33 protein-coding genes are annotated in these 21,143 nt (G+C 43.0%); 2 read left to right on the forward strand and 31 right to left on the reverse strand.

Annotated elements, in window-relative coordinates:
• Positions 1-15 precede the first annotated feature (15 nt).
• From rpsD to rpsL, 31 genes are all read right to left on the reverse strand, one after another.
• A complete protein-coding gene (gene rpsD, locus Q369_RS0115590) occupies positions 16-621 on the reverse strand; it encodes a 30S ribosomal protein S4 (protein WP_031528730.1) in 606 nt (201 codons plus the stop codon).
• A gap of 76 nt (positions 622-697) precedes the next feature.
• Positions 698-1,093, reverse strand: coding sequence for a 30S ribosomal protein S11 (gene rpsK / locus Q369_RS0115595; RefSeq protein WP_031528731.1), 396 nt, complete (start codon positions 1,091-1,093; stop codon positions 698-700).
• A gap of 41 nt (positions 1,094-1,134) precedes the next feature.
• Positions 1,135-1,512 (reverse strand): 30S ribosomal protein S13, encoded by a 378-nt coding sequence (gene rpsM, locus Q369_RS0115600; RefSeq protein WP_031528732.1) that lies wholly within the window; start codon positions 1,510-1,512, stop codon positions 1,135-1,137.
• Positions 1,513-1,516: 4 nt separating this feature from the next.
• Complete coding sequence (gene ykgO / locus Q369_RS28765) at positions 1,517-1,633, reverse strand: type B 50S ribosomal protein L36 (RefSeq protein WP_015813811.1); 117 nt, start codon at positions 1,631-1,633, stop codon at positions 1,517-1,519.
• A 39-nt stretch (positions 1,634-1,672) separates the two neighbouring features.
• Complete coding sequence (gene infA, locus Q369_RS28770; protein WP_015813810.1) at positions 1,673-1,891, reverse strand: translation initiation factor IF-1; 219 nt, start codon at positions 1,889-1,891, stop codon at positions 1,673-1,675.
• 12 nt (positions 1,892-1,903) lie between these two features.
• Entirely contained in the window at positions 1,904-2,701 is a 798-nt protein-coding gene (map, locus tag Q369_RS0115605) for a type I methionyl aminopeptidase (protein ID WP_031528733.1), read from the reverse strand.
• A 6-nt stretch (positions 2,702-2,707) separates the two neighbouring features.
• Positions 2,708-4,021 (reverse strand): preprotein translocase subunit SecY, encoded by a 1,314-nt coding sequence (gene secY, locus Q369_RS0115610; RefSeq protein ID WP_031528734.1) that lies wholly within the window; start codon positions 4,019-4,021, stop codon positions 2,708-2,710.
• Positions 4,022-4,076: 55 nt separating this feature from the next.
• Complete coding sequence (gene rplO, locus Q369_RS0115615) at positions 4,077-4,523, reverse strand: 50S ribosomal protein L15 (RefSeq protein WP_031528735.1); 447 nt, start codon at positions 4,521-4,523, stop codon at positions 4,077-4,079.
• A gap of 14 nt (positions 4,524-4,537) precedes the next feature.
• A complete protein-coding gene (gene rpmD, locus Q369_RS0115620; RefSeq protein WP_031528736.1) occupies positions 4,538-4,717 on the reverse strand; it encodes a 50S ribosomal protein L30 in 180 nt (59 codons plus the stop codon).
• 30 nt (positions 4,718-4,747) lie between these two features.
• The gene (rpsE, locus tag Q369_RS0115625) at positions 4,748-5,263 is read right to left on the reverse strand and encodes a 30S ribosomal protein S5 (RefSeq protein WP_031528737.1); all 516 of its coding nucleotides are present in this window, start codon (positions 5,261-5,263) and stop codon (positions 4,748-4,750) included.
• A gap of 14 nt (positions 5,264-5,277) precedes the next feature.
• The gene (gene rplR, locus Q369_RS0115630) at positions 5,278-5,631 is read right to left on the reverse strand and encodes a 50S ribosomal protein L18 (protein ID WP_031528738.1); all 354 of its coding nucleotides are present in this window, start codon (positions 5,629-5,631) and stop codon (positions 5,278-5,280) included.
• Positions 5,632-5,678: 47 nt separating this feature from the next.
• On the reverse strand, positions 5,679-6,236 hold the full coding sequence (gene rplF / locus Q369_RS0115635; protein ID WP_031528739.1) for a 50S ribosomal protein L6: 558 nt from the start codon (positions 6,234-6,236) through the stop codon (positions 5,679-5,681).
• Positions 6,237-6,257: 21 nt separating this feature from the next.
• Entirely contained in the window at positions 6,258-6,656 is a 399-nt protein-coding gene (gene rpsH / locus Q369_RS0115640) for a 30S ribosomal protein S8 (protein ID WP_031528740.1), read from the reverse strand.
• Positions 6,657-6,733: 77 nt separating this feature from the next.
• A complete protein-coding gene (rpsN, locus tag Q369_RS0115645; RefSeq protein WP_031528741.1) occupies positions 6,734-7,003 on the reverse strand; it encodes a 30S ribosomal protein S14 in 270 nt (89 codons plus the stop codon).
• Between the two features lie 33 nt (positions 7,004-7,036).
• A complete protein-coding gene (gene rplE / locus Q369_RS0115650; RefSeq protein WP_031528742.1) occupies positions 7,037-7,591 on the reverse strand; it encodes a 50S ribosomal protein L5 in 555 nt (184 codons plus the stop codon).
• Between the two features lie 67 nt (positions 7,592-7,658).
• Entirely contained in the window at positions 7,659-8,000 is a 342-nt protein-coding gene (gene rplX, locus Q369_RS0115655) for a 50S ribosomal protein L24 (RefSeq protein ID WP_031528743.1), read from the reverse strand.
• Positions 8,001-8,040: 40 nt separating this feature from the next.
• Entirely contained in the window at positions 8,041-8,409 is a 369-nt protein-coding gene (gene rplN, locus Q369_RS0115660; protein WP_015813798.1) for a 50S ribosomal protein L14, read from the reverse strand.
• Between the two features lie 2 nt (positions 8,410-8,411).
• Positions 8,412-8,675, reverse strand: coding sequence for a 30S ribosomal protein S17 (gene rpsQ / locus Q369_RS0115665; protein WP_031528744.1), 264 nt, complete (start codon positions 8,673-8,675; stop codon positions 8,412-8,414).
• A gap of 14 nt (positions 8,676-8,689) precedes the next feature.
• Complete coding sequence (rpmC, locus tag Q369_RS0115670) at positions 8,690-8,884, reverse strand: 50S ribosomal protein L29 (protein ID WP_031528745.1); 195 nt, start codon at positions 8,882-8,884, stop codon at positions 8,690-8,692.
• Positions 8,885-8,928: 44 nt separating this feature from the next.
• Positions 8,929-9,354, reverse strand: coding sequence for a 50S ribosomal protein L16 (rplP, locus tag Q369_RS0115675; protein WP_031528746.1), 426 nt, complete (start codon positions 9,352-9,354; stop codon positions 8,929-8,931).
• 39 nt (positions 9,355-9,393) lie between these two features.
• The gene (rpsC, locus tag Q369_RS0115680; protein ID WP_031528747.1) at positions 9,394-10,236 is read right to left on the reverse strand and encodes a 30S ribosomal protein S3; all 843 of its coding nucleotides are present in this window, start codon (positions 10,234-10,236) and stop codon (positions 9,394-9,396) included.
• Between the two features lie 18 nt (positions 10,237-10,254).
• A complete protein-coding gene (rplV, locus tag Q369_RS0115685; protein WP_031528748.1) occupies positions 10,255-10,644 on the reverse strand; it encodes a 50S ribosomal protein L22 in 390 nt (129 codons plus the stop codon).
• Positions 10,645-10,693: 49 nt separating this feature from the next.
• The gene (rpsS, locus tag Q369_RS0115690) at positions 10,694-10,972 is read right to left on the reverse strand and encodes a 30S ribosomal protein S19 (RefSeq protein ID WP_031528749.1); all 279 of its coding nucleotides are present in this window, start codon (positions 10,970-10,972) and stop codon (positions 10,694-10,696) included.
• Between the two features lie 9 nt (positions 10,973-10,981).
• On the reverse strand, positions 10,982-11,806 hold the full coding sequence (gene rplB, locus Q369_RS0115695; RefSeq protein WP_031528750.1) for a 50S ribosomal protein L2: 825 nt from the start codon (positions 11,804-11,806) through the stop codon (positions 10,982-10,984).
• A 39-nt stretch (positions 11,807-11,845) separates the two neighbouring features.
• Positions 11,846-12,133: a 50S ribosomal protein L23 gene (gene rplW, locus Q369_RS0115700; RefSeq protein WP_031528751.1), complete on the reverse strand. Its 288-nt coding sequence runs from the start codon at positions 12,131-12,133 to the stop codon at positions 11,846-11,848.
• Positions 12,134-12,135: 2 nt separating this feature from the next.
• On the reverse strand, positions 12,136-12,765 hold the full coding sequence (rplD, locus tag Q369_RS0115705; protein WP_031528752.1) for a 50S ribosomal protein L4: 630 nt from the start codon (positions 12,763-12,765) through the stop codon (positions 12,136-12,138).
• Between the two features lie 5 nt (positions 12,766-12,770).
• Positions 12,771-13,391 carry a 50S ribosomal protein L3 gene (gene rplC, locus Q369_RS0115710; RefSeq protein ID WP_031528753.1) on the reverse strand — a complete coding sequence of 207 codons (621 nt, stop codon included), beginning with the start codon at positions 13,389-13,391 and terminating at the stop codon, positions 12,771-12,773.
• A 280-nt stretch (positions 13,392-13,671) separates the two neighbouring features.
• Positions 13,672-13,977, reverse strand: coding sequence for a 30S ribosomal protein S10 (gene rpsJ, locus Q369_RS0115720; RefSeq protein WP_026631228.1), 306 nt, complete (start codon positions 13,975-13,977; stop codon positions 13,672-13,674).
• Between the two features lie 140 nt (positions 13,978-14,117).
• Positions 14,118-16,238 (reverse strand): elongation factor G, encoded by a 2,121-nt coding sequence (gene fusA / locus Q369_RS0115725; protein WP_031528755.1) that lies wholly within the window; start codon positions 16,236-16,238, stop codon positions 14,118-14,120.
• A gap of 221 nt (positions 16,239-16,459) precedes the next feature.
• On the reverse strand, positions 16,460-16,927 hold the full coding sequence (rpsG, locus tag Q369_RS0115730; protein ID WP_019941733.1) for a 30S ribosomal protein S7: 468 nt from the start codon (positions 16,925-16,927) through the stop codon (positions 16,460-16,462).
• 117 nt (positions 16,928-17,044) lie between these two features.
• A complete protein-coding gene (gene rpsL, locus Q369_RS0115735) occupies positions 17,045-17,458 on the reverse strand; it encodes a 30S ribosomal protein S12 (protein ID WP_026631225.1) in 414 nt (137 codons plus the stop codon).
• 297 nt (positions 17,459-17,755) lie between these two features.
• Between rpsL and Q369_RS0115745 the strand changes: the two genes are divergently transcribed.
• The gene (locus tag Q369_RS0115745; RefSeq protein ID WP_031528756.1) at positions 17,756-19,768 is read left to right on the forward strand and encodes a CHU_0125 family OmpA-like outer membrane integrity protein; all 2,013 of its coding nucleotides are present in this window, start codon (positions 17,756-17,758) and stop codon (positions 19,766-19,768) included.
• Between the two features lie 127 nt (positions 19,769-19,895).
• Positions 19,896-21,077: a deoxyribodipyrimidine photo-lyase gene (locus tag Q369_RS0115750; RefSeq protein ID WP_031528757.1), complete on the forward strand. Its 1,182-nt coding sequence runs from the start codon at positions 19,896-19,898 to the stop codon at positions 21,075-21,077.
• Positions 21,078-21,143 lie beyond the last annotated feature (66 nt).

Raw genomic sequence — 21,143 nt, forward strand, 5'->3', positions numbered from 1 at the left:
AATTTATGAAGATTATTACTTAGAGTACAACTCGACTATGAGCTGCTCATTGATGTTTTCAGGAATTTGTTCACGCTCAGGGAAGGTTACAAACTTACCCGAAAGTTGTTGTCCATCCCATTCAAGCCAGTTGAATCCACGTGAGCTATGACCAGCAAGGCTGTCAGTCACTGCTTCAAGTGATTTGGACTTTTCACGAACAGTAACTACTTGTCCTGGACGAAGAGAATATGAAGGAATATTTACGATCTCACCATCAACCAGAATATGTTTGTGAGATACCAATTGTCTGGCAGCTCTTCTAGTTGGAGCTATTCCGAGGCGGTAAACTGTGTTATCAAGACGTGCTTCGCAGTATTTCAATAGGTTTTCACCAGTAATACCTTCTTTTACGGAAGCCTTCTCGAACAAATTACGGAATTGTCTTTCAAGAATACCGTAGATGAATTTTACCTTTTGCTTTTCCATTAATTGCAAAGCATACTCCGACTTCTTGGAGCGGCGACCCTTACCATGAATTCCAGGAGGGTAATTTTTCTTAGCAAGTGCCTTACTTGGACCTAAAATTGGTTCTCCGTAACGTCTCGCAATCTTCGATTTGGGACCTGTATAACGTGCCATTAAAAACTTATTTGTTTAACTATTAAATTAAAACCATTCTGTAACCCCAGTGTCCAAATTACGAATGGATATTTGACTAGACTCTACGACGTTTTGGAGGGCGGCAGCCGTTGTGAGGCAGCGGAGTGATATCGCGGATTGTTGTTACCTCGATTCCGGCATTCTGGATAGTACGGATCGCTGATTCACGTCCTGATCCAGGTCCTTTGACAAAAACCTCTGCCTTGCGCATTCCTAAATCAAACGCAACTTGCGCTGCGCTCTGAGCTGCTGTTTGTGCAGCATAAGGAGTGTTCTTTTTTGATCCACGGAATCCCATTTTACCTGCGGAACCCCAGGATATAACCTGACCATTACTATTGGTAATGGAGATAATTATATTATTGAAGGAGGCTTTGATGTGAACCTGACCAACAGACTCAACAACAACAACTCTCTTTTTTGCTTTATCTTTTCTTTTATTTTGTGCCATTGCTCAAGGGAAATAAGTGTGGCTGCGCCACCGCTCATTGTTTATTTAGTAGCCTTTTTCTTGTTAGCGATTGTCTTACGCTTACCCTTACGAGTACGAGAATTGTTCTTCGTTCTTTGTCCGCGAAGTGGCAATCCCTTACGATGACGAAGTCCTCTGTAACAAGCAATGTCCATCAAGCGTTTGATGCTCAGTTGAACCTCAGACTTAAGTGCACCCTCTACTTTATATTCTCCGGCTATAACCGCACGAATCGCACCAGACTCGTCGTCTGTCCAGTCTATAACTTTCTTATTCAAATCCACTCCCGCCTTATCTAGAATTTTCTTCGCAGAACTGCGACCAATTCCAAAAATGTACGTTAACGAGATTTCGCCTCTTTTACGGTCGGGAATATCAACTCCTGAAATACGTGCCATATGATTAACCTTGTCTTTGTTTATACCGTGGGTTCTTCTTATTAATTACATATACCTTACCCTTCCGGCGTATAACCTTGCAGTCCTCGCTGCGCTTCTTAACTGATGCTTTGACTTTCATCTGAGTATACTTAAGTGTTAATTTGAGGTGATCGACTCCTTACTTGTACCGATAGGTGATTCTCGCCTTCGAGAGGTCATAAGGAGACATTTCTAATTTTACACGGTCTCCCGGTAATATCTTGATATAGTGCATTCTCATTTTTCCTGAAATATGAGCAATCACTTCATGCTTGTTTTCTAATACAACACGAAACATTGCGTTTGACAATGCTTCGAGAATAACTCCGTCTTGTTCGATTGATGCTTGTTTTGCCATTCGTAGCGTTTATTACTTTACTTCTACCATTAGGCTGGTGTTGGCCGTCACTTTCTCTATGTAATCGAATGTCGTTAGAATCTCTGCTTTACCCTTCCTTACCACTACCGTATGTTCAAAATGCGCCGAATATTTGCGATCCGTTGTTCGGATAGTCCAGCCATCCCGTTCTTGCAACACTGATTTTGTACCAAGATTTATCATAGGTTCAATTGCCAGCACCATTCCCTCTCGCAATTTCACACCTTTGCCTCTTTTACCGTAGTTTGGTACCTCCGGACTCTCATGAAGCTCTCTACCCACCCCGTGGCCAACTAATTCACGCACCACTGAGTACCCTCTATCTTCAACGTAAGATTGGATTGCGTAACCAATGTCGCCCATTCTTAGTCCATCAACAGCCTGCTCTATCCCTCTGTAAAGAGACTTTTTTGTAGCTGTTAAGAGATCCATTATTTCTTTAGATACTTCTCCAACCGGGTATGTGTATGCACTATCACTATGGTATCCTCTCAACTTAACTCCACAGTCCACAGAGATGATATCCCCATCCTTCAACACATATCCACTAGGAAATCCGTGGACTACAACCTCATTCACAGAAATACAAAGTGAGGCAGGGAAATTATTGAATCCCTTAAAAGAAGGTATTCCTCCATACGATCTAATATACTCCTCTGCAATCGCGTCAAGCTTTTTAGTTGCAACTCCCGGTTTAACCCAGGCCGCTACTTCTGCATGAGCTTTTCCCAGAACTTGGGCACTCTCTTTGATAAGGTCAATTTCTTCCTCTGTCTTCAAATAAATCATTCTCTTCTAGATAGCAACGCTCTCCGTTCTACCTTTTACTCTTCCGGACTTCATCAAACCCTCATAACGGCGCATCAACAAATAACTCTCCACTTGCTGTAGTGTATCGAGAACGACTCCAACCATAATGAGAAGCGAGGTCCCGCCAAAGAAGTGCGCAAAATCCGTAGACACACCCAGCAAACTCGCAAATGCCGGCAATGTTGCGACAATTGCTAACATGATTGAACCAGGGAAAGTAATCCTATCTAAAATCGAGCTAATATATTCTGACGTTTGCTGACCAGGCTTAACACCGGGAATGAAACCGCCACCTCTTTTCATATCGTCTGCAATCTGTTGTGGATTGACAGAAATGGCCGTATAGAAAAAAGTAAATACTATGATCAAAAATGCGAACAACAAGTTATACTGCCACGTGGTATAATTTGCAAAAATAGTAGCGATGTTACTGGCAAAGTCGCTTTTCTCAGCAAAATAGGAAGCACCTAAAGATGGGATAAACATCAACGCCTGAGCAAAAATGATCGGCATAACTCCAGCAGCGTTGAGTTTCAAAGGAAGATATTGACGCTGGCCGCCCATTACCCTATTACCCACAACCTGCTTGGCATATTGAATAGGTATTCTTCGAACAGCCTGTGTTAACATAACCGCACCCATAATCACAAAATACAATGCAACTATTTCAAGTACGAAAAGCAAAATCTGGCCACTTCCCCTAGAAACAAACTCTTTATAAATTGCACCAGGGAACCTCGAAACAATACCAATCATAATTAGCATCGAGATCCCATTCCCAATGCCCTTATCAGTGATTCTCTCGCCCAACCACATACAAAACATGGTACCGGCAGTTAGTACAAAAACAGAAGAGATTGAAAATAAGCTGCGACTCACTAACAGCGCCTCATCAGGCACCGTTGTGTTAAGATATGCGGTTCCTTGAACAAGGGTAACAACGATCGTTAAAACCCGGGTGATTTGGTTTAGCTTCTTCCTCCCTGACTCACCTTCTTTCTGCATCTTCTGAAAATAAGGCAAAGCCATTGTCAAAAGCTGAATGGCGATGGAAGCAGAAATGTAAGGCATGATACCTAATGCAAAAATGGAAGCCTTGCTAAAAGCCCCACCTAAAAAAGTATCTAAAAGGCCCAACAATCCTTGCGAGGATACATTCATCTGATCAGGTTCAACACCTGGCAATGCGACGTAGGACCCCAGACGGAAAATTGTTATAAACAAAAGAGTGTTGAGAATACGTGTTCTCAACTCCTCAATTGCAAATATATGCTTAATAGTCTCTAAAAATCGTTTCATTTTGTGGGTCTACATTAGCTATCCTGAGCAACTGTCAAATCACCGAACAGCGTAATTACAACTTGATCGCCTTACCGCCTGCTTTCTCAATCGCTTCAAGCGCAGTCGCGGAGAACCCATGAGCATGAATCTCAACAGCAGCTGACAACTCTCCTCTACTAAGAATCTTAACGAGATCCTTTTTCGCACACAAACCATTTTCGATAATTACCTCGGGAGTTATAACGCTAACACCGATTCTCTCCGCTAATGCCTGGATCGCATCCAAATTAAGAGCTTTGTATTCGGTCCTATTAATATTATGAAAGCCAAATTTAGGCAAACGTCTTTGAAGCGGCATTTGTCCACCTTCAAAGCCTAACTTACGGCTGTATCCTGATCTGGATTGTGCCCCTTTATGTCCACGTGCAGAGGTTCCGCCTTTGCCGGATCCCTGACCACGCCCAACCCGCTTTCCAACTTTAACAGATCCCGCAGCTGGTTTTAACGAACTAAGATTCATACAATTCGTATATATTAAATTTCCTCAACTTTAACCAAATGGCTTACTTTGCGAATCATCCCCGCAATAGCATCGCTATTCTCCTTCTCAACCGACCTGTTCAATTTACCTAGACCAAGAGCCTTGATGGTAAGCTTCTGACGCTCCGGACGATCAATTGTGCTTTTTACTTGTGTAATACGTACTTTTGACATGATTACTCTCAGATATAGGAAATCCTAAGATTATCCGTTAAATACTTTTTCCAGCTTCACACTACGTTGAAAAGCAACCTGATGAGGAGCTCTCATTTTCAAAAGAGCATCAATTGTCGCCTTAATTACATTGTGAGGATTTGATGAGCCCTTGGACTTAGCAAGTACATCTTTAATTCCTGCACTCTCAAGAACAGCTCTCATTGGGCCGCCTGCTAGTACACCAGTACCTGGCGCAGCTGGCTTAATCAAAACGAAACCGCCACTAAACTTACCCTCCATTTCGTGAGGTACAGTATGTTTCAGCATTGGAACTTGAATCAGGTTCTTTTTTGCATCATCAATTCCCTTAGCAATTGCGTCGGTCACTTCATTGGCTTTCCCTAATCCATAACCAACAACACCATTACCATCTCCAACTACAACAATGGCTGAAAAACTGAAGCGACGACCGCCCTTTACTACTTTTGCTACCCGATTGATGGCAACAACGCGCTCTTTCAAATCGGACTCATTAACCTTCGAAGGTCTTGTATTTATAGACATAGTCTTTGTTATACTTAGAATTTCAGGCCACCCTCACGGGCTCCTTCGGCCAATGCTTTTACTTTTCCATGGTACAAATATCCGTTACGATCAAAAACTACCGCCTGAATACCTGCTTCCTGAGCCTTCTCGGCTATCTTCTTTCCAACTTGAAGAGCTATCTCCACATTAGAGTTCTCCTTTCTTCCACCCAAATCTACTGACGACGCGCTAGCCAACGTAACTCCATTAATATCGTCAATAATCTGTGCATAAATACTCGTATTTGAACGGAAAACCGACAACCTCGGACGTTCCGTACTACCTTTGACTCTCTTACGAATATGGAGCTTGAGGCGTTGTCTTCTATCTGTTTTTGCGTTAGCCATTGTAATCTTATCTAACTTTGTTTATAACATTATTCTGTGGCAACGAATTACTTCTTAGAAGCAGACTTACCAGCCTTACGACGTACAATCTCACCAACAAAACGAATACCCTTACCTTTGTAAGGCTCAACTTTCCTAAGCGATTTGATCTTAGCAGCTACCGAACCGATCAACTCCTTATCGATACCTTCTAAAATCACCTTAGGATTCTGTCCTTTCTCCGACGTTGTAGTGAGCTTAATCTCGGTAGGGATAGCCATAAAAATGTTGTGGGAATATCCTAACTGCAACTCCAAAACATTGTTAGCTGAACTAGCTTTATAACCAACTCCGATAATCTCCAATTCCTTTTTATACCCCTCACCAACGCCGATTACCATGTTGTTAATCAATGAACGATACAAACCATGCAATGCTTTGTGACGTTTTTGCTCAGTCGGGCGCTTTACAGTTAACTCATCACCTTCAACAGCAACAGTAATATCGCTATCTACAGTCTGAGAAAGTGTCCCTTTGGGGCCTTTAACCGACACGACATTATCCTCACCAACCGCAACTGAAATTCCAGCTGGCAAAACGATAACTTTATTTCCTATCCGTGACATTTCCTGAATATCTTTAAAATATTAATACACGAAACACAATACTTCGCCACCTACATTAAGGGTCTTCGCTTCCTTATCGGTCATTACACCCTTAGATGTTGAAATTATTACAGTTCCTAATCCACCCAAAACGCGCGGCAATGTTGATGAACCTGAGTATTTCCTCAAACCAGGCTTACTTACCCTCTCCAATTTAACAATTGCAGATTGCTTTGTGACAGGATTATACTTCAAAGCGATTTTAATCGTTCCCTGAGGTCCAACCTCGTCAAACTTATAGCTTTGGATGTACCCTTTATCAAAAAGTACTTTTGTAATCTCTTTTTTTATGTTGGATGCAGGTATCTCAACAACCCGGTGCTTCGCTTTGATAGCGTTTCTGAGTCTCGTCAGATAGTCTGCTATGGGATCCGTTAACATTTTTATGCCAAGTTTAAACACCCCTTTTTAAACGGGAGTGCAAAGTTAAGTAATTGAAATCAGAATTGAAAGTATTCTTACCAACTTGATTTAGTAACTCCCGGAATTTTTCCATCAGAAGCCATATCCCGGAATAGAACTCTTGAAATCCCGAATTTACGCATATATCCTCTCGGTCTCCCTGTGATTTTGCATCGGTTGTGTAGACGAACCGGAGAAGAGTTACGCGGCAGCTTATCCAAACCAACCCAATCGCCAGCGGCCTTCAGCTTTGTACGCTTCTCAGCATATCTTTCTACCAGCGCCTGTCTTTTTCTTTCTCTCGCTTTTACTGATTCTTTTGCCATTGTCGGTAAATAAATCTTGTATTAAATATTATATTATTTGCTGGCGTTAGTAAAAGGCATTCCTAACGCTTTCAACAATTCATAACTCTCTTCATCAGAGTTGGTGGAAGTAACAAACGTTATATCCATACCAGTGATCTTGTTCACCTTTTCGATGCTGATCTCAGGGAAGATAATCTGCTCCTTAACACCAAACGTGTAATTTCCTCTTCCGTCAAAACCCTTATCGCTGATCCCTTTGAAATCGCGAACCCTGGGCATTGCAATTGTAGTCAACCGGTCTAAAAACTCGTACATACGATCTCCACGAAGAGTGACCTTTGCACCAATTGGCATGTTCTCTCTCAGTTTGAAATTTGAAACCGCCTTTTTAGAAATTGTTGCTACTGCTCTCTGTCCTGTTATCAGGCTTAGTTCCTCAACTCCTGTATCAACTAGTTTTTTGTCTGCCACAGCAGCTCCGATACCTTTGTTGATCACGATCTTTGTCAAGCGAGGTACTTGCATACTCGACTTATATTGGAACTTCTCTTTCAACTGCGAAACGACTTCGCTTGTGTACTTCTCTTTCAATCTTGGCTGTGCCATTTTCAAATTAGTTACGTGGATTACCGACCCACTTGCTTTGCTACTAAACTAGAAACGCTAATGCCGGTTACAACAAATTACCGGTCTTTTTTGAAAAGCGCTGTAATTTACCTCCCTCATTAACCTTACGGCCTGTCCTAGTTGCTTCTCCTGTCTTTGGATCCACAACCATGAGGTTACTGATGTGAATAGCACCTTCTTTCTTTTCGATACTACCTTGTGGATTCTGAGCATTAGGTTTAACATGCTTTGTAATCATGTTAACGCCCTCCACTGTAGCTCTTTGCTTTTCAACCAGTACTTTCTTGATCACACCTGTTTCTCCCTTAGCATTACCTGAAATTACTTTCACGGTATCGCCTTTACGGATATGCAATTTTGCTGGTGCCTTTTTATCTTTAATTTCCATTGACGTATTCTCTTAATAGTTTAAAGAAATACCTTATTTCTTATAGCACTTCTGGTGCAAGTGACACAATTTTCATGAACTGCTTCTCACGCAACTCACGTGCAACTGGACCAAATATGCGGCTACCGCGAGGCTCGTCATTGTTGTTCAATAAAACTGCTGCGTTATCCTCAAAGCGGATATAAGTTCCATCCTTGCGACGTACCTCCTTCTTGGTACGAACAACTACGGCTTTTGAAACCGTTCCTTTTTTCATGTTGCTTGAAGATAGAGCCGACTTAACCGTAACTACGATCTTATCCCCTACCGAAGCATAGCGCTTTCCAGTTCCTCCAAGTACACGAATTACGAGTACTTCCTTAGCTCCACTGTTATCTGCTACTGACAGTCTTGATTCTTGCTGTACCATTATTACTTAGCTTTTTCAAGGATTTCTACTAATCTCCAACGCTTGTTCTTGCTCAGCGGACGAGTTTCCATTACCCGAATCGTGTCGCCTATTCCAACCTCGTTTGTCTCATCATGAACCATCAACTTAGTCGTTTTGGTCATGAACTTACCATACTTGGCGTGCTTAACCTTACGTTCAACAGTGATCACGCAGGATTTCTCCATTTTGTTACTCACCACTTTACCTATTCTTTCTTTACGTAAATTTCTTTCTGTTGCCTCCATAATTTCAATCTGATTTACTGCTGGTTAGATTTAGCCGACAGCTCTGTCAAGAGTCTTGCAATTTCCTTACGTGAGGCGCGAATACGCAAAGGGTTTTCGATAGGTGAAATTGCATGAGCAAATTTCAATCGAAGTAAGCGCTCTCTCTCTTGGGCGATCTGCTCTTTAAGCTGATCTTGCGACAGATCCTTTATTTCTTTACTAGTCATTGCTTTAAATGATTAACGTTCTGATTCCGTTCGGGACCCTTTTCCTATTCTTGGTAATCCCGACGTACCACGAACTTGGTTTTGATTGGCAACTTTTGTGCAGCCAAACGCAATGCTTCGTTGGCAGTATCCAGCGCAACGCCAGTCGCCTCGAATATGATTGTTCCTGGCTTAACAGGAGCTACCCAATACTCCGGAGCACCTTTACCCTTACCCATACGAACCTCAGCAGGCTTCTTTGTAATAGGTTTATCAGGGAAAATACGGATCCAAACCTGGCCTTCACGTTTCATTGCACGTGTAACTGAGATACGAGCAGCTTCTATCTGACGTGCAGTCAACCAACCTGGTTCAAGAGCCTTAATAGCAAACGAACCAAAAGCGATTTCATGTCCACGTGTCGCTAAACCGTTGTATGAACCCTTTCCTTTCTGTTGCTTGCGAAATTTTGTCCTTTTCGGCTGTAACATGATTAATCTATTTGAACCGGCTTAACCGGAAATGCCTGATTACTTCTTCTTGTTCTTGTTGTTATTATTGCTTCTCTTACGACGATCAGCATCACTACCGCCACTACCTTCGCCACGAGGAGCCCCGTCATTTCCTCTGCCGCCCCTTCTGTCACCACGTCCGCCACGGTCGTTCCCGCCACGATCATTGCCGCCAGACGCACTGCGGTCAGCTCTGTCAGAAGCTGCTGTTGCAGCACTTGGAGTTAAGTCACGCTTCCCGTATAACTCACCCTTAAAGATCCAGACTTTAATTCCGATCTTTCCATAAATGGTTTGTGCTTCTGAAATAGCGTAATCTATATCAGCTCTTAAAGTATGCAGCGGAATTCTACCCTCTTTGTATTCCTCTGTACGTGCCATTTCGGCACCACCCAGACGACCAGCAAGGCGAATCTTAATTCCTTGTGTTCCTACCCGCATTGCCGAAGCTATTGACTGCTTCATTGCACGGCGGTAAGAAATACGAGCCTGCAATTGTTGCGCGATGGCTTCACCAACCAACTTCGCATCGATTTCAGGACGTTTGATTTCATAGATGTTGATTTGGACATCTTTCCCTGTAATCTTCTTAAGCTCTTCTTTAATTTTATCAACTTCGCTACCACCTTTACCAATAACAATACCCGGACGGGCAGTATGAATAGTAAGCGTGATACGTTTCAATGTACGCTCAATAACTACTTTCGATATCGACCCTTTTGGGATACGTGCCTTGATGTAGTTACGGATTTTCTCATCCTCAACTAATTTGTCAGAGAAGTCTTTTCCTCCATACCAGCTTGACTCCCATCCTCTAACAATTCCTAGTCTCAGACCTATAGGATTAACCTTTTGTCCCATTCGATATAGATCGTTTACTTATGATTCGGTGATTACTTCTTCTTTATCTGCACCTGATGCCGAAACCGAAGCGTCGTCAATCACGATGGTAATATGGTTTGAACGCTTACGAATTCTGTGCGCTCTACCTTGCGGAGCAGGGCGTAAACGCTTCAACATACGTCCGCCGTCGATAAATACGGTTTTAACAATCAGATCTGAATCCTCAAGTTTAGCATCTTCGTTCAATTGCTGCCAGTTAGCAACAGCTGATAACAAAACTTTATGCAAAACAGGAGAAGACGCTCTCGGTTGAAACTTTAATAACGCCAACGCTTTGCTGACCTTTTGTCCGCGAATCATGTCGGCCACTAGTCTCATCTTGCGAGGAGAAGTAGGCACGTCTCTTAATATAGCTCTTGCTTCCATGTTCTTTAGATATAGGCTCGTCCATTTGGGACTAGCTATCGTCGACTATTTATTTTCTTCCTTTATCTTTTTTTGCAGTGTGACCACGGAAATTACGCGTCGGAGAAAACTCTCCCAGCTTGTGACCTACCATGTTTTCAGTAACATAAACAGGGATAAACTTATTTCCGTTATGTACTGCAAATGTATGTCCGATAAAATCGGGCGATATCATTGAGCGTCGTGACCAGGTTTTAATTACTGACTTACGCGAAGAATTGTTCATAACCTGAACTTTATTCTCCAGACGGAAGTCGATATATGGTCCTTTTTTTAATGAGCGTGCCATGTTATTCTATTATTTTTTACGACGGCTGATAATCAATTTCTCAGAGTGCTTGTTGCGATCACGAGTCTTAAGACCTTTCGCAAACTGACCATTTCTAGACCGAGGCTGACCTCCAGAAGAACGGCCTTCACCACCACCCATTGGGTGATCAACTGGGTTCATTGCAACCCCTCTAACACGTGGACGGCGACCTAACCATCTGCGGCGACCAGCTTTCCCAAGTGCCACATTCATGTGACTTGCATTAGAAACTGTTCCAACCGTAGCTATACAAGTGGACAGGATCATTCTCATCTCACCAGAAGGCATTTTGAGAACGGCATACTTGCCCTCTCTTGCAACCAACTGTGCATAAGCACCAGCACTTCTTGCAAATTGTCCACCCTTACCTGGAGTAAGCTCTATATTGTGAACAATCGTACCAATCGGCATTGCACTTAGAGGAAGTGCATTTCCAACCTCTGGAGCAACTGAACTACCAGAAACAAGAACTTGCCCTACTTTCAATCCATTAGGAGCGATAATGTATCTTTTCTCCTGATCTTCAAACTGGATCAAGGCAATACGCGCCGAACGGTTTGGATCGTATTCAATTGTAAGTACGGTAGCCGGCGCATCGAATCTATTTCTTTTGAAATCGATTACACGATACTTTCTTTTGTGACCACCACCTATATATCGCATGGTCATGTGTCCCTGACTATTACGACCACCTGTTCTTTTGATCGTTTCCAGAAGACTCTTTTCAGGTTTCGCTGTTGTTATCTCCTCGAAAGTAGGAGCTGAGCGAAAACGCTGACCAGCACTTGTCGGTTTTAATTTTTTAACTGCCATTTGCTATTACTCGTCAAGATTTAAGTCGTTCAACCAGGCTTATGCCTCACCGTATATATCGATGATCTCTCCTTCAGCCACCGTAATGATAGCCTTCTTGATAGTCGACGTTTTTCCACTAACAAATTTCCCTCCCGATGTGCGGGACTTACTTTTACCAATGCTACGCATGGTGTGAACGCTTTCTACGGTAACCCCGAACAGCTTCTCAATAGCTTTCTTAATCTCAACTTTGTTAGAAGAAAGAGATACTTCAAAAGCATATTTTCCTTGACCACCCTGAGCCGTTACCTTTTCGGTTATAATCGGACGTTTCAGTACACTCATTGTTATTTGTTCAATTGGGTTTCCAAAATAGACAAAGCAGATTCACTTATTAAAAGTCGGTCTGCATACATCAGGTCATAAGTATTGACTGCGTCCACAGTTGTAACTTTCGCTTTTGGAATGTTACGGCTTGACAGATAAACATTGCTGTCAATTGATGGCAGAATCAACAAAGTTTTCGTGTTCACTAAGGAAAGTGAGGTCAAAACATTCAGATAAGATTTTGTTTTTGGCGCATCAAATGTAAATGCTTCCAGAACAGATATCGCATCAGACTGAGCTTTGGCAGAAAACGCCGACTTGCGAGCTAGTACTTTGACTTTCTTATTCAATTTAAAACCATAGTCACGAGGACGAGGACCGAAAATACGTCCACCGCCTACAAATACAGGAGACTTAATGCTACCAGCACGTGCACCACCTGTACCCTTTTGACGTTTGATCTTACGTGTAGAATGATTTACTTCTGCACGTTCTTTTGATTTGTGCGTTCCCTGACGCTGATTTGCCAGGTAAAGCTTTACGTCGAGATAGATCGCGTGCGTGTTAGGTTCGATGCCGAAAATATCTTCTGACACACTTACCTTCTTGCCGGTATCTTCTCCTTTTATATTTAATACGGACAGTTCCATTGGTACTATTTCTCAATGATTAGAAATGAATTCTTTGAACCCGGTACTGAGCCACTAACAACTAAAATGTTTTGCTCAGGTATCACTTTCAGAATTCTTAAATTCTGAATCTTTACACGATTGTTACCCATACGTCCACCCATGCGAATACCTTTAAATACACGCGACGGAAAAGAACAGGCACCAATCGAACCTGGGTGACGCGCTCTGTTATGCTGACCGTGAGTTTGACCACCCACACCACCAAAACCGTGACGTTTTACAACACCCTGAAAGCCGCGTCCCTTGGCAGAGCCAACAACGTCAACGAACTCACCTTCTTCAAAAATATCCTGAACGGACAATGAAGTTCCTAATTCATGCTCCACTTCAAATTCCTTAAACTCAACCAATTTTTGCTTGGGAGTTGTATTGGCTTTTTTGAAATGGCCAATCAAAGGCCTGGAAGAATTCTTTTCTTTCTTCTCACCAAAACCTAATTGAATGGCTCTATAACCATCCTTTTCCTCGGACCTAACTTGTGTAACAACACAAGGACCAGCTTGGATCACAGTACATGCCAGAGCCTGCCCGTCAGCATTGTACAAACTGGTCATCCCGATTTTCTTACCAATTAAACCAGACATGTTTGAAATTTAAATTTAGCAGGTAATACCCCTTATTCTTTAAAACGGACTGCAAAGGTAGGAAATCAATTCGTAGTATCCAATGCAGTTAAAAAATATTTCTCGCTGATAATCAGCAAAAAAGGTCAGATGATTTGAACCATCTGACCTCGAATTTTGATCACCGCCGAATTGTGCAAAACCGCAACAGCATTCGACTGCTTTCGTGAGCTCAGATGTGGTTTCCGGAAACGGACCTTCACCCAATTTATGTCTTGGCTTAACTAAATAAGCCCCTTTACTATACTTTAATCTCTACGTCAACACCACTTGGCAATTCAAGCTTCATTAACGCGTCAACTGTTTTTGCACTTGTAGAGAAAATGTCCACCAAACGCTTGTAAGTACAAAGCTGGAATTGTTCACGTGACTTCTTGTTAACGTGTGGAGACCGGAGAACTGTGAATTTCTCAGTTTTCGTTGGCAAAGGAATTGGTCCGCTAACGATAGCGCCAGTTGCTTTTACAGCTTTGACAATTTTCTCAGCTGACTTATCAACCAGATTATGGTCGAATGAGCGAAGTTTAATACGGATTTTTTGATTCATTGTATTTTATTATTTCCGGTTCTGAGAATATTTGAACGGAACAAGTTCCGACAATCCACAAGCGAAAGAACCATTTACTTCGCAAGCTTCTATATAAAAATGATCCGTTATCTACATCAGCAGATAACGGATCATTTTATTTATGCTTTAACTAAACCTTTTGCCTTTTCAATGACAGCCTCTGCAATGTTGTTAGGAACAATCTCATAGTAAGCGAATGTCAATGATGCAGTGGCACGGCCAGATGACATTGTACGAAGATCAGTAACATAACCGAACAATTCAGAAAGAGGCACATCAGCTTTGATAACTTGTGCTCCATTACGTGAATCCATTCCTCTCATGATACCACGGCGACGGTTAAGATCACCAGTGATCGGTCCTGTGTACTCGTCAGGTGTAAGTACTTCCACATGCATGATAGGCTCCATCAATTTTGAACCTGCATGACGCGCAGCTTCTTTGAAGCCGATCTTAGCAGCTAATTCAAAAGACAGCGCATCTGAATCGACATCGTGGAATGATCCGTGGAACAAACGCACTTTCATCGAATCCAATGGGTAACCAGCCAAAGCTCCGTTAACCATTGCTGCTTCAAATCCTTTTTGAACCGGAGCAATGAATTCACGAGGGATAGCTCCACCCACAACTTCATTTACAAATTGAAGACCCACTTTCGGCTCTTTTCCTTCCTCATTATCATCACGTGGTCCGATTTCAAATACGATATCGGCAAATTTACCACGACCACCTGTTTGTTTCTTGTAAACTTCGCGGTGCTCGAATTTCTTGGTAAGAATCTCCTTGTAAGCAACCTGAGGTGCACCTTGATTTACTTCTACTTTGAACTCACGACGCATACGGTCGATGATGATTTCAAGGTGAAGCTCACCCATTCCTTTGATGATCGTCTGACCAGTCTCTTCGTTACTCTCAACTTGCAACGTAGGATCTTCTTCGATCAACTTAGTAATAGCCTTAGAGAAGTTATCACTATCAGCAGCTTTCTTGGGCTCGATTGCATAACCAATTACAGGCTCAGGGAATACCATTGATTCAAGAACGATTGGGTTCTTTTCATCAGACAATGTATCTCCCGTTTTGATATCCTTAAAGCCTACAACAGCACCGATATCCCCCGCTTCAAGTCTATCAATCTGATTTTGCTTGTTAGCGTGCATTTGGAAGATACGCGAGATACGCTCCTTATTTCCTGAACGGTTGTTCAATATATACGAACCTGAATCAAGGATACCAGAGTAAGATCTAATAAAGCAAAGACGACCTACGTAAGGGTCAGTAGCAATTTTAAATGCAAGTGCACAGAAAGGATCTTTTTCAGATGGCTGACGGCTAATTTCATCTCCGGTACGCGGATCTGTACCGACAATGCTCTCGCGATCAAGAGGTGAGGGCAAAATAGCCATCACATAATCAAGCATCGTTTGAACACCTTTGTTTTTGAAAGAAGAACCACAAACCATAGGAACAATCTTCATGCTGATCGTCGCTGCGCGAAGAGCTGCAAGAATCTCGTCTTCTGTAATGGAGTTAGGATCTTCGAAGTATTTTTCCATCAAAGTCTCATCGAACTCAGCAACTGCTTCAAGCAATTTCTCTCTCCACTCAGTCGCTTCTTCCAGCATATCGTCAGGAATAGGTACCTCGGTAAAGGTCATTCCTTTATCAGCTTCGTTCCATTCGATACCGCGGAAGTTAACCAGGTCAACTACACCTTTGAATGAATCTTCTGCACCAATCGGCAATTGAAGAGGTACAGCGTAGCTGCCCAACATTTCTTTTACCTGCGTACAAACCTTCAAGAAGTCTGCGCCTGAACGGTCCATTTTATTTACGAAACCGATACGTGCTACATTATAGTTGTTGGCAAGACGCCAGTTAGTTTCAGATTGAGGCTCAACACCATCAACTGCACTGAAAAGGAAAACCAAACCATCTAATACACGCAAAGAACGGTTTACCTCAACGGTAAAGTCAACGTGTCCCGGCGTATCGATGATGTTGATATGATATTTTTCATTACGATAGTTCCAGTTAACTGTTGTAGCGGCCGAAGTAATGGTGATACCACGCTCCTGCTCCTGCTCCATCCAGTCCATTGTAGCAGCACCATCGTGTACTTCTCCAATTTTGTGGCTTACCCCTGCATAGTACAGGATACGCTCAGTTGTTGTTGTCTTACCGGCATCAATGTGCGCAGCAATACCAATGTTTCTTGTTAATCTTAGATCACGTGCCATGACAGATGGTGATGTGTTATATTTTATTCGATGTGCAACTCAATTCGAAGAACTTGAACTTTTTAGAGAAAGAGAAACTCGTTGCTTCCTAAAATTCAGAGCGCAAAAGTATAAATTGTTGATTATAAATCCAATTGAGGGAAAGTTATTTTTCAAAAATTTATACAAAAAATCGGGAGCCTGGATTAGCCGGGCTCCCGATTGCATTATATTTTGTTTCCTTAGAAACGGAAGTGTGAGAACGCCTTGTTCGCATCCGCCATACGGTGCGTGTCGTCTTTCTTCTTCACAGCAGCACCTTCACCTTTTGCAGCAGCAATGATTTCTCCCGCCAAACGGTCAACCATTGTTTTTTCTCCACGCTTGCGGGAGTAGTTGATCAACCATTTCATACCAAGAGACTGCTTACGCTCAGGACGAACTTCCGTTGGAACCTGGAACGTTGCTCCACCAACGCGGCGGCTTTTTACCTCAACTGAAGGCGTAACATTATTCAATGCCTTCTTCCAAGTCTCAAGGCCATTTTCGCTGGTCTTTTTCTCAACCAACTCCAATGCGTCGTAGAAAATGGTAAATGCAATGCTCTTCTTTCCTTCGTACATCAGGTTGTTCACAAACTTAGTTACCTGAACATCCCTGAACTTAGGATCAGGAAGGATATATCTTTTCTTTGGTTTCGACTTTCTCATTTTGTCTTAATGTTTTTTACACGAGGTTTCGTTTTGCAACTTATTCACCCACGCAAGGCGCAGATTACTTCCCTTTTATCAACTTAATTATTTAATAAAAGCAGAGAGAGTTACTTTTTATTTTTTCTTACCTTTTGTTGGCGCTGCTGCAACCTGTCCTGGTTTCGGACGCTTAGCACCGTACTTAGAACGACGTTGTTTACGTCCATTTACACCAGCAGTATCCAACGCACCACGGATAATGTGGTAACGAACACCTGGCAAGTCCTTTACACGACCACCGCGGATCAATACGATCGAGTGCTCTTGCAGGTTGTGGCCTTCACCCGGGATGTAGGCATTCACCTCTTTGTTGTTGGAAAGACGAACACGAGCTACCTTACGAAGTGCGGAGTTCGGCTTCTTTGGCGTTGTAGTGTACACCCTGGTGCACACACCCCTACGCTGAGGGCATGAATCCAAAGCCGGCGACTTTGATTTCCATGTAATGGTCTCTCTACCTTTACGGACTAATTGTGAAATAGTTGGCATTTAACAAATTGATTTTGATCAGATTAGCAATCCGACCTATTGTTATGTAAACAGTTTTCCCGAAAAATCGGACTGCAAAAGTAATATTTCATAGCTGATTAGCAAAGCGTTACTTACCTTTTTTCGAAAATTGCGTTTCAGTCCAGCCATTTGCTGATCAACAAAGCACTTCAATATGATCCAGATAAAAATCTTTTCCACTTGTATCCAGAATTTTATTTCCAAACGTTCTTTATTAGTATTGTTTTTCAAAAACCCAGTGTGCGCGTCGAATCGTTTGATTTTATACTTTACATTATGAAACTTTTGCGGAGTGTCTTTACCCTCGTAATACTTAGTGCTCTTTTATCAGGCTGCAATTCGGCGATGCAGGCCTACAAGGACGGTCAGAAGAAATTCGCCAACGGAGAATATGAATTAGCGATAAAAGGTTTCCAAAAAGCTGCTCAAGAAAATTATGAGCCTGTTCAAACCAGCTACTATATCGCCGAATCCTACCGACTTTCAAACCGCTTTAAAGAAGCTATCCCTTTTTATAAACAAGCCCTGGATGCTGGTCTGGCAAGTAATGATGCCCGGTTTCAATATGCATACGCATTGAAAACTGCTGGTCAGTATAGTGAAGCGTCTGCGCAGTTTGCCTCGTTCGCCAAAGACACTGTTGGCTCGCAGGCGTTGAAGGATAGAGCACTGCGGGAAGTCGAAATTTTGCGGATTGCCGACAGGCTCAAAACTGAGAAAATGGAAGTAGAGGTAAAGAATATACCTCTCAACACAGCCGGTTCTGAATTCTCACCGACGGTTCTTGGAAGAGAGCTTGTTTTTTCTTCATCTAAAAAAGAGAAAATATATAAAAACAACGGACAGCCCATGCTGGGGTTATATAAGGTATCAATTACCGAAGATCCCGGGGCGATTCAAGGCAACCCTGTTTTGCTAAGTCCGGAAATCCTTGCTGAAGACGCGAATGAGGCCTCCCCTGCTTTCTCGCCTGATGGAAAAACGTTGGTTTTTGCCCGGGGTAATACTGGCAAAAAGAACAGCAGCAAAGATGTGGACCTTTATATGAGTCGCAATGTTGAAGGAAAATGGACTGTCCCGGCTCCTCTCCCGATTAATGATTCGCTGGCCTGGGACGGTTCGCCTGCATTCTCGCGCGACGGGAAAACACTTTACTTCGCTTCGAACAGAGCTGGCGGCGCAGGCGGCATTGATATTTACCGTACCAATATGGACGCATCAGGCCGGTTCAGCAAGCCCGTAAATATGGGCAGGGACATTAATACTGCCGGTGACGATATGTTCCCGTATGTAGCAGAGGGGGGCAAGCTGTACTTTGCGTCTGACGGACACCCTGGTCTTGGTAAATTGGACTTGTTCTCTGCGACCCGTAGTCAAGGGGTGATAACAATAGAGAATATGGGGCTTCCATTCAATAGTCCGCAGGACGATTTCGGATTGGTGTTTTATGAAGGTTTGAACAGAGGTTTCTTTTCTTCAAATCGAGACGGAGGAAAAGGTGATGACGACATTTACTATTTCTCTGCACCCGAAGATCCTGACAGTACAACCATTGCCAGAAACAATGATCCTAACGATCCGCTGAATCCGAACAATCCAAACTATATCAATGGAAAACCGAAAGTGGTCAGATATTTCCTTGGCGGTAATGTAGTTACTGCTGGACAGGAATCAATCCCACTGGACTCTGCAATCGTGCACATTTATCCTGATACCTCTGATGTACAAATTGCTCAGCTGCCGACTGGCAGCGATGGTAAGTTCGGGAAACAGTCTGTTGAAGAAGGCAGGTCTTACGTATTACTGGCCGAACGCAAAGGTTATATCAGCAGACGTGAACCGTTTTCAATGACCGGCCGCTCCATTCCCCCGATTTTCCTGACGAAAGAACTGACAGATACCACTTTCAATGTGACCATCAAGCTGGACAAGCTGGAATTGAACAAAACATTCGTTTTGGAAAACATCTATTACGATTTGAACAAATACAATATTCGCCCTGACGCTGCGATTGAGCTCGACAAGCTGGTTCAGATTTTGAAAGATAACCCGAGTATGAACATTGAGCTGAGCTCGCACACGGACGCCCGTGCTACGGATGCCTACAATATGACATTATCCCAGAACAGGGCTGAGTCAGCAGTGGCGTACCTGAATTCGAAGGGAATTGATGCCGACAGAATGGTAGCAAAAGGGTACGGCGAGCGCGAGTTGATTGTTCCAAATGCAAAAACAGAAGAAGAACACCAGCGAAACCGGCGGACCGAATTCACTATTCTGAGCTACTAACCAGATTAAAACAATATAAATCCCGCTCCGGACATGCTTGTTCCTGAGCGGGATTTTGTTTTAACCCTCCCTATCTTTGCCGATTATTTCCAATCACATTTTTATCATATCAATTAAGTTTAGGTAAATGGCGCAGCGCATTGTTTACTGGTTTAGAAATGACCTTCGATTATTGGATAATGAAGCGTTATTTACAGCCTGCAACTCCTCAGAAGAAATAATCCCCGTCTTTGTTTTTGACCCAAGACAATATGAGAAAACCCGGCTCGGTTTTCGCCGGACAAGTGCTTTAAGAGCGCAGCAGCTGATTGAATGCGTAGCTGATTTACAAAAAAAGATCCGAGCCAAAGGCGGAGACCTACTAATTAGGATTGGTGAGCCCGAAAAGATCATTGCAGAGATAGCCGAAAGTTTTGAAGCAAATTATGTTTATACCACAAAGGAAATTGGCCCTGAAGAAACACGGATTGAGTCTTCTTTAAGTAAAAACCTTAAACTGCTCAATATCGACATCAAGCTATTCTGGACCGATACTTTGGTGCACGCTGCCGAGCTGCCTTTCCCAATTTCAAAGCTCCCGTCCTCTTTTGCTGAATTTGCCGAGAAAATGCAAGGCAACTTGTCTGTCAAAGATGCATTGCCTGAGCCGGACAAGGTCAAATTGCCTGGCCAATATGAGGCCGGTCAGTTACCTGCCCTCAGCGACTTACAAATTGGTCCCGAAGAAATAAGTCTTGAAACTGAGGCCGGATCAGCTTCGCAGGTTAGCCAAGCCAATGCAGTTGAAGCACTTGCCAGATATCTCAAGACACTGAGCGACCCTGCGGGTTTTCACACCCTGATCGACTCCGGTATTTCTCAGTTGCTCGCACTGGGCAATCTTTCTCCCCGCTACGTTTATCAGACTATCCGGTTATTGCCGGAGTCAGAAAAGCAGCAGAACCTGCTTCGCGATCTGCTGGAAAGGGACTACTTTCATTGGACATTACTTCGCTTTGGGCCGCGGATTTTCAAGCCAAGTGGTGTAAAGCACCTGTTCGCAAAGCGCTGGTCAAATGAGAATACAGTGTTTGAGAAATGGATTAACGGAGAAACAGAAGATCCCGCTGTAAATGCAATTATGAAAAGGTTGAAGATAGAAGGCGACCTGCCCGCATCCGAACGTCAGGCAAGTGCCGAATACCTTGCCAATACACTCGACATCAATTGGACCTGGGGAGCAATGTATTTTGAAAGCAACCTCAAAGACTACGAGCCTTCTGTTACCTGGGGTAAATGGAATAAAGTGGCAGGAGTTGGTCAGGACTGAGAAGCCAGGGACAATTTCAATGAAACGAAAACCCACTATCAAGCTCAAAATCCGTCAAAATTGACC

This window comes from Dyadobacter crusticola DSM 16708 (assembly GCF_000701505.1).
GTDB lineage: Bacteria > Bacteroidota > Bacteroidia > Cytophagales > Spirosomataceae > Dyadobacter > Dyadobacter crusticola.

What these genes read in the sequence shown, in the direction of transcription:
- rpsD (WP_031528730.1), bottom strand. Translation starts at nt 621, where the DNA reads ATGGCACGTTATACAGGTCCCAAATCGAAGATTGCGAGACGTTACGGA.
- rpsK (WP_031528731.1), bottom strand. Translation starts at nt 1,093, where the DNA reads ATGGCACAAAATAAAAGAAAAGATAAAGCAAAAAAGAGAGTTGTTGTT.
- rpsM (WP_031528732.1), bottom strand. Translation starts at nt 1,512, where the DNA reads ATGGCACGTATTTCAGGAGTTGATATTCCCGACCGTAAAAGAGGCGAA.
- ykgO (WP_015813811.1), bottom strand. Translation starts at nt 1,633, where the DNA reads ATGAAAGTCAAAGCATCAGTTAAGAAGCGCAGCGAGGACTGCAAGGTT.
- infA (WP_015813810.1), bottom strand. Translation starts at nt 1,891, where the DNA reads ATGGCAAAACAAGCATCAATCGAACAAGACGGAGTTATTCTCGAAGCA.
- map (WP_031528733.1), bottom strand. Translation starts at nt 2,701, where the DNA reads ATGATTTATTTGAAGACAGAGGAAGAAATTGACCTTATCAAAGAGAGT.
- secY (WP_031528734.1), bottom strand. Translation starts at nt 4,021, where the DNA reads ATGAAACGATTTTTAGAGACTATTAAGCATATATTTGCAATTGAGGAG.
- rplO (WP_031528735.1), bottom strand. Translation starts at nt 4,523, where the DNA reads ATGAATCTTAGTTCGTTAAAACCAGCTGCGGGATCTGTTAAAGTTGGA.
- rpmD (WP_031528736.1), bottom strand. Translation starts at nt 4,717, where the DNA reads ATGTCAAAAGTACGTATTACACAAGTAAAAAGCACAATTGATCGTCCG.
- rpsE (WP_031528737.1), bottom strand. Translation starts at nt 5,263, where the DNA reads ATGTCTATAAATACAAGACCTTCGAAGGTTAATGAGTCCGATTTGAAA.
- rplR (WP_031528738.1), bottom strand. Translation starts at nt 5,631, where the DNA reads ATGGCTAACGCAAAAACAGATAGAAGACAACGCCTCAAGCTCCATATT.
- rplF (WP_031528739.1), bottom strand. Translation starts at nt 6,236, where the DNA reads ATGTCACGGATAGGAAATAAAGTTATCGTTTTGCCAGCTGGAATTTCA.
- rpsH (WP_031528740.1), bottom strand. Translation starts at nt 6,656, where the DNA reads ATGTTAACGGATCCCATAGCAGACTATCTGACGAGACTCAGAAACGCT.
- rpsN (WP_031528741.1), bottom strand. Translation starts at nt 7,003, where the DNA reads ATGGCAAAAGAATCAGTAAAAGCGAGAGAAAGAAAAAGACAGGCGCTG.
- rplE (WP_031528742.1), bottom strand. Translation starts at nt 7,591, where the DNA reads ATGGCACAGCCAAGATTGAAAGAGAAGTACACAAGCGAAGTCGTTTCG.
- rplX (WP_031528743.1), bottom strand. Translation starts at nt 8,000, where the DNA reads ATGGAAATTAAAGATAAAAAGGCACCAGCAAAATTGCATATCCGTAAA.
- rplN (WP_015813798.1), bottom strand. Translation starts at nt 8,409, where the DNA reads ATGGTACAGCAAGAATCAAGACTGTCAGTAGCAGATAACAGTGGAGCT.
- rpsQ (WP_031528744.1), bottom strand. Translation starts at nt 8,675, where the DNA reads ATGGAGGCAACAGAAAGAAATTTACGTAAAGAAAGAATAGGTAAAGTG.
- rpmC (WP_031528745.1), bottom strand. Translation starts at nt 8,884, where the DNA reads ATGACTAGTAAAGAAATAAAGGATCTGTCGCAAGATCAGCTTAAAGAG.
- rplP (WP_031528746.1), bottom strand. Translation starts at nt 9,354, where the DNA reads ATGTTACAGCCGAAAAGGACAAAATTTCGCAAGCAACAGAAAGGAAAG.
- rpsC (WP_031528747.1), bottom strand. Translation starts at nt 10,236, where the DNA reads ATGGGACAAAAGGTTAATCCTATAGGTCTGAGACTAGGAATTGTTAGA.
- rplV (WP_031528748.1), bottom strand. Translation starts at nt 10,644, where the DNA reads ATGGAAGCAAGAGCTATATTAAGAGACGTGCCTACTTCTCCTCGCAAG.
- rpsS (WP_031528749.1), bottom strand. Translation starts at nt 10,972, where the DNA reads ATGGCACGCTCATTAAAAAAAGGACCATATATCGACTTCCGTCTGGAG.
- rplB (WP_031528750.1), bottom strand. Translation starts at nt 11,806, where the DNA reads ATGGCAGTTAAAAAATTAAAACCGACAAGTGCTGGTCAGCGTTTTCGC.
- rplW (WP_031528751.1), bottom strand. Translation starts at nt 12,133, where the DNA reads ATGAGTGTACTGAAACGTCCGATTATAACCGAAAAGGTAACGGCTCAG.
- rplD (WP_031528752.1), bottom strand. Translation starts at nt 12,765, where the DNA reads ATGGAACTGTCCGTATTAAATATAAAAGGAGAAGATACCGGCAAGAAG.
- rplC (WP_031528753.1), bottom strand. Translation starts at nt 13,391, where the DNA reads ATGTCTGGTTTAATTGGTAAGAAAATCGGGATGACCAGTTTGTACAAT.
- rpsJ (WP_026631228.1), bottom strand. Translation starts at nt 13,977, where the DNA reads ATGAATCAAAAAATCCGTATTAAACTTCGCTCATTCGACCATAATCTG.
- fusA (WP_031528755.1), bottom strand. Translation starts at nt 16,238, where the DNA reads ATGGCACGTGATCTAAGATTAACAAGAAACATTGGTATTGCTGCGCAC.
- rpsG (WP_019941733.1), bottom strand. Translation starts at nt 16,927, where the DNA reads ATGAGAAAGTCGAAACCAAAGAAAAGATATATCCTTCCTGATCCTAAG.
- rpsL (WP_026631225.1), bottom strand. Translation starts at nt 17,458, where the DNA reads ATGCCAACTATTTCACAATTAGTCCGTAAAGGTAGAGAGACCATTACA.
- Q369_RS0115745 (WP_031528756.1), top strand. Translation starts at nt 17,756, where the DNA reads ATGAAACTTTTGCGGAGTGTCTTTACCCTCGTAATACTTAGTGCTCTT.
- Q369_RS0115750 (WP_031528757.1), top strand. Translation starts at nt 19,896, where the DNA reads ATGGCGCAGCGCATTGTTTACTGGTTTAGAAATGACCTTCGATTATTG.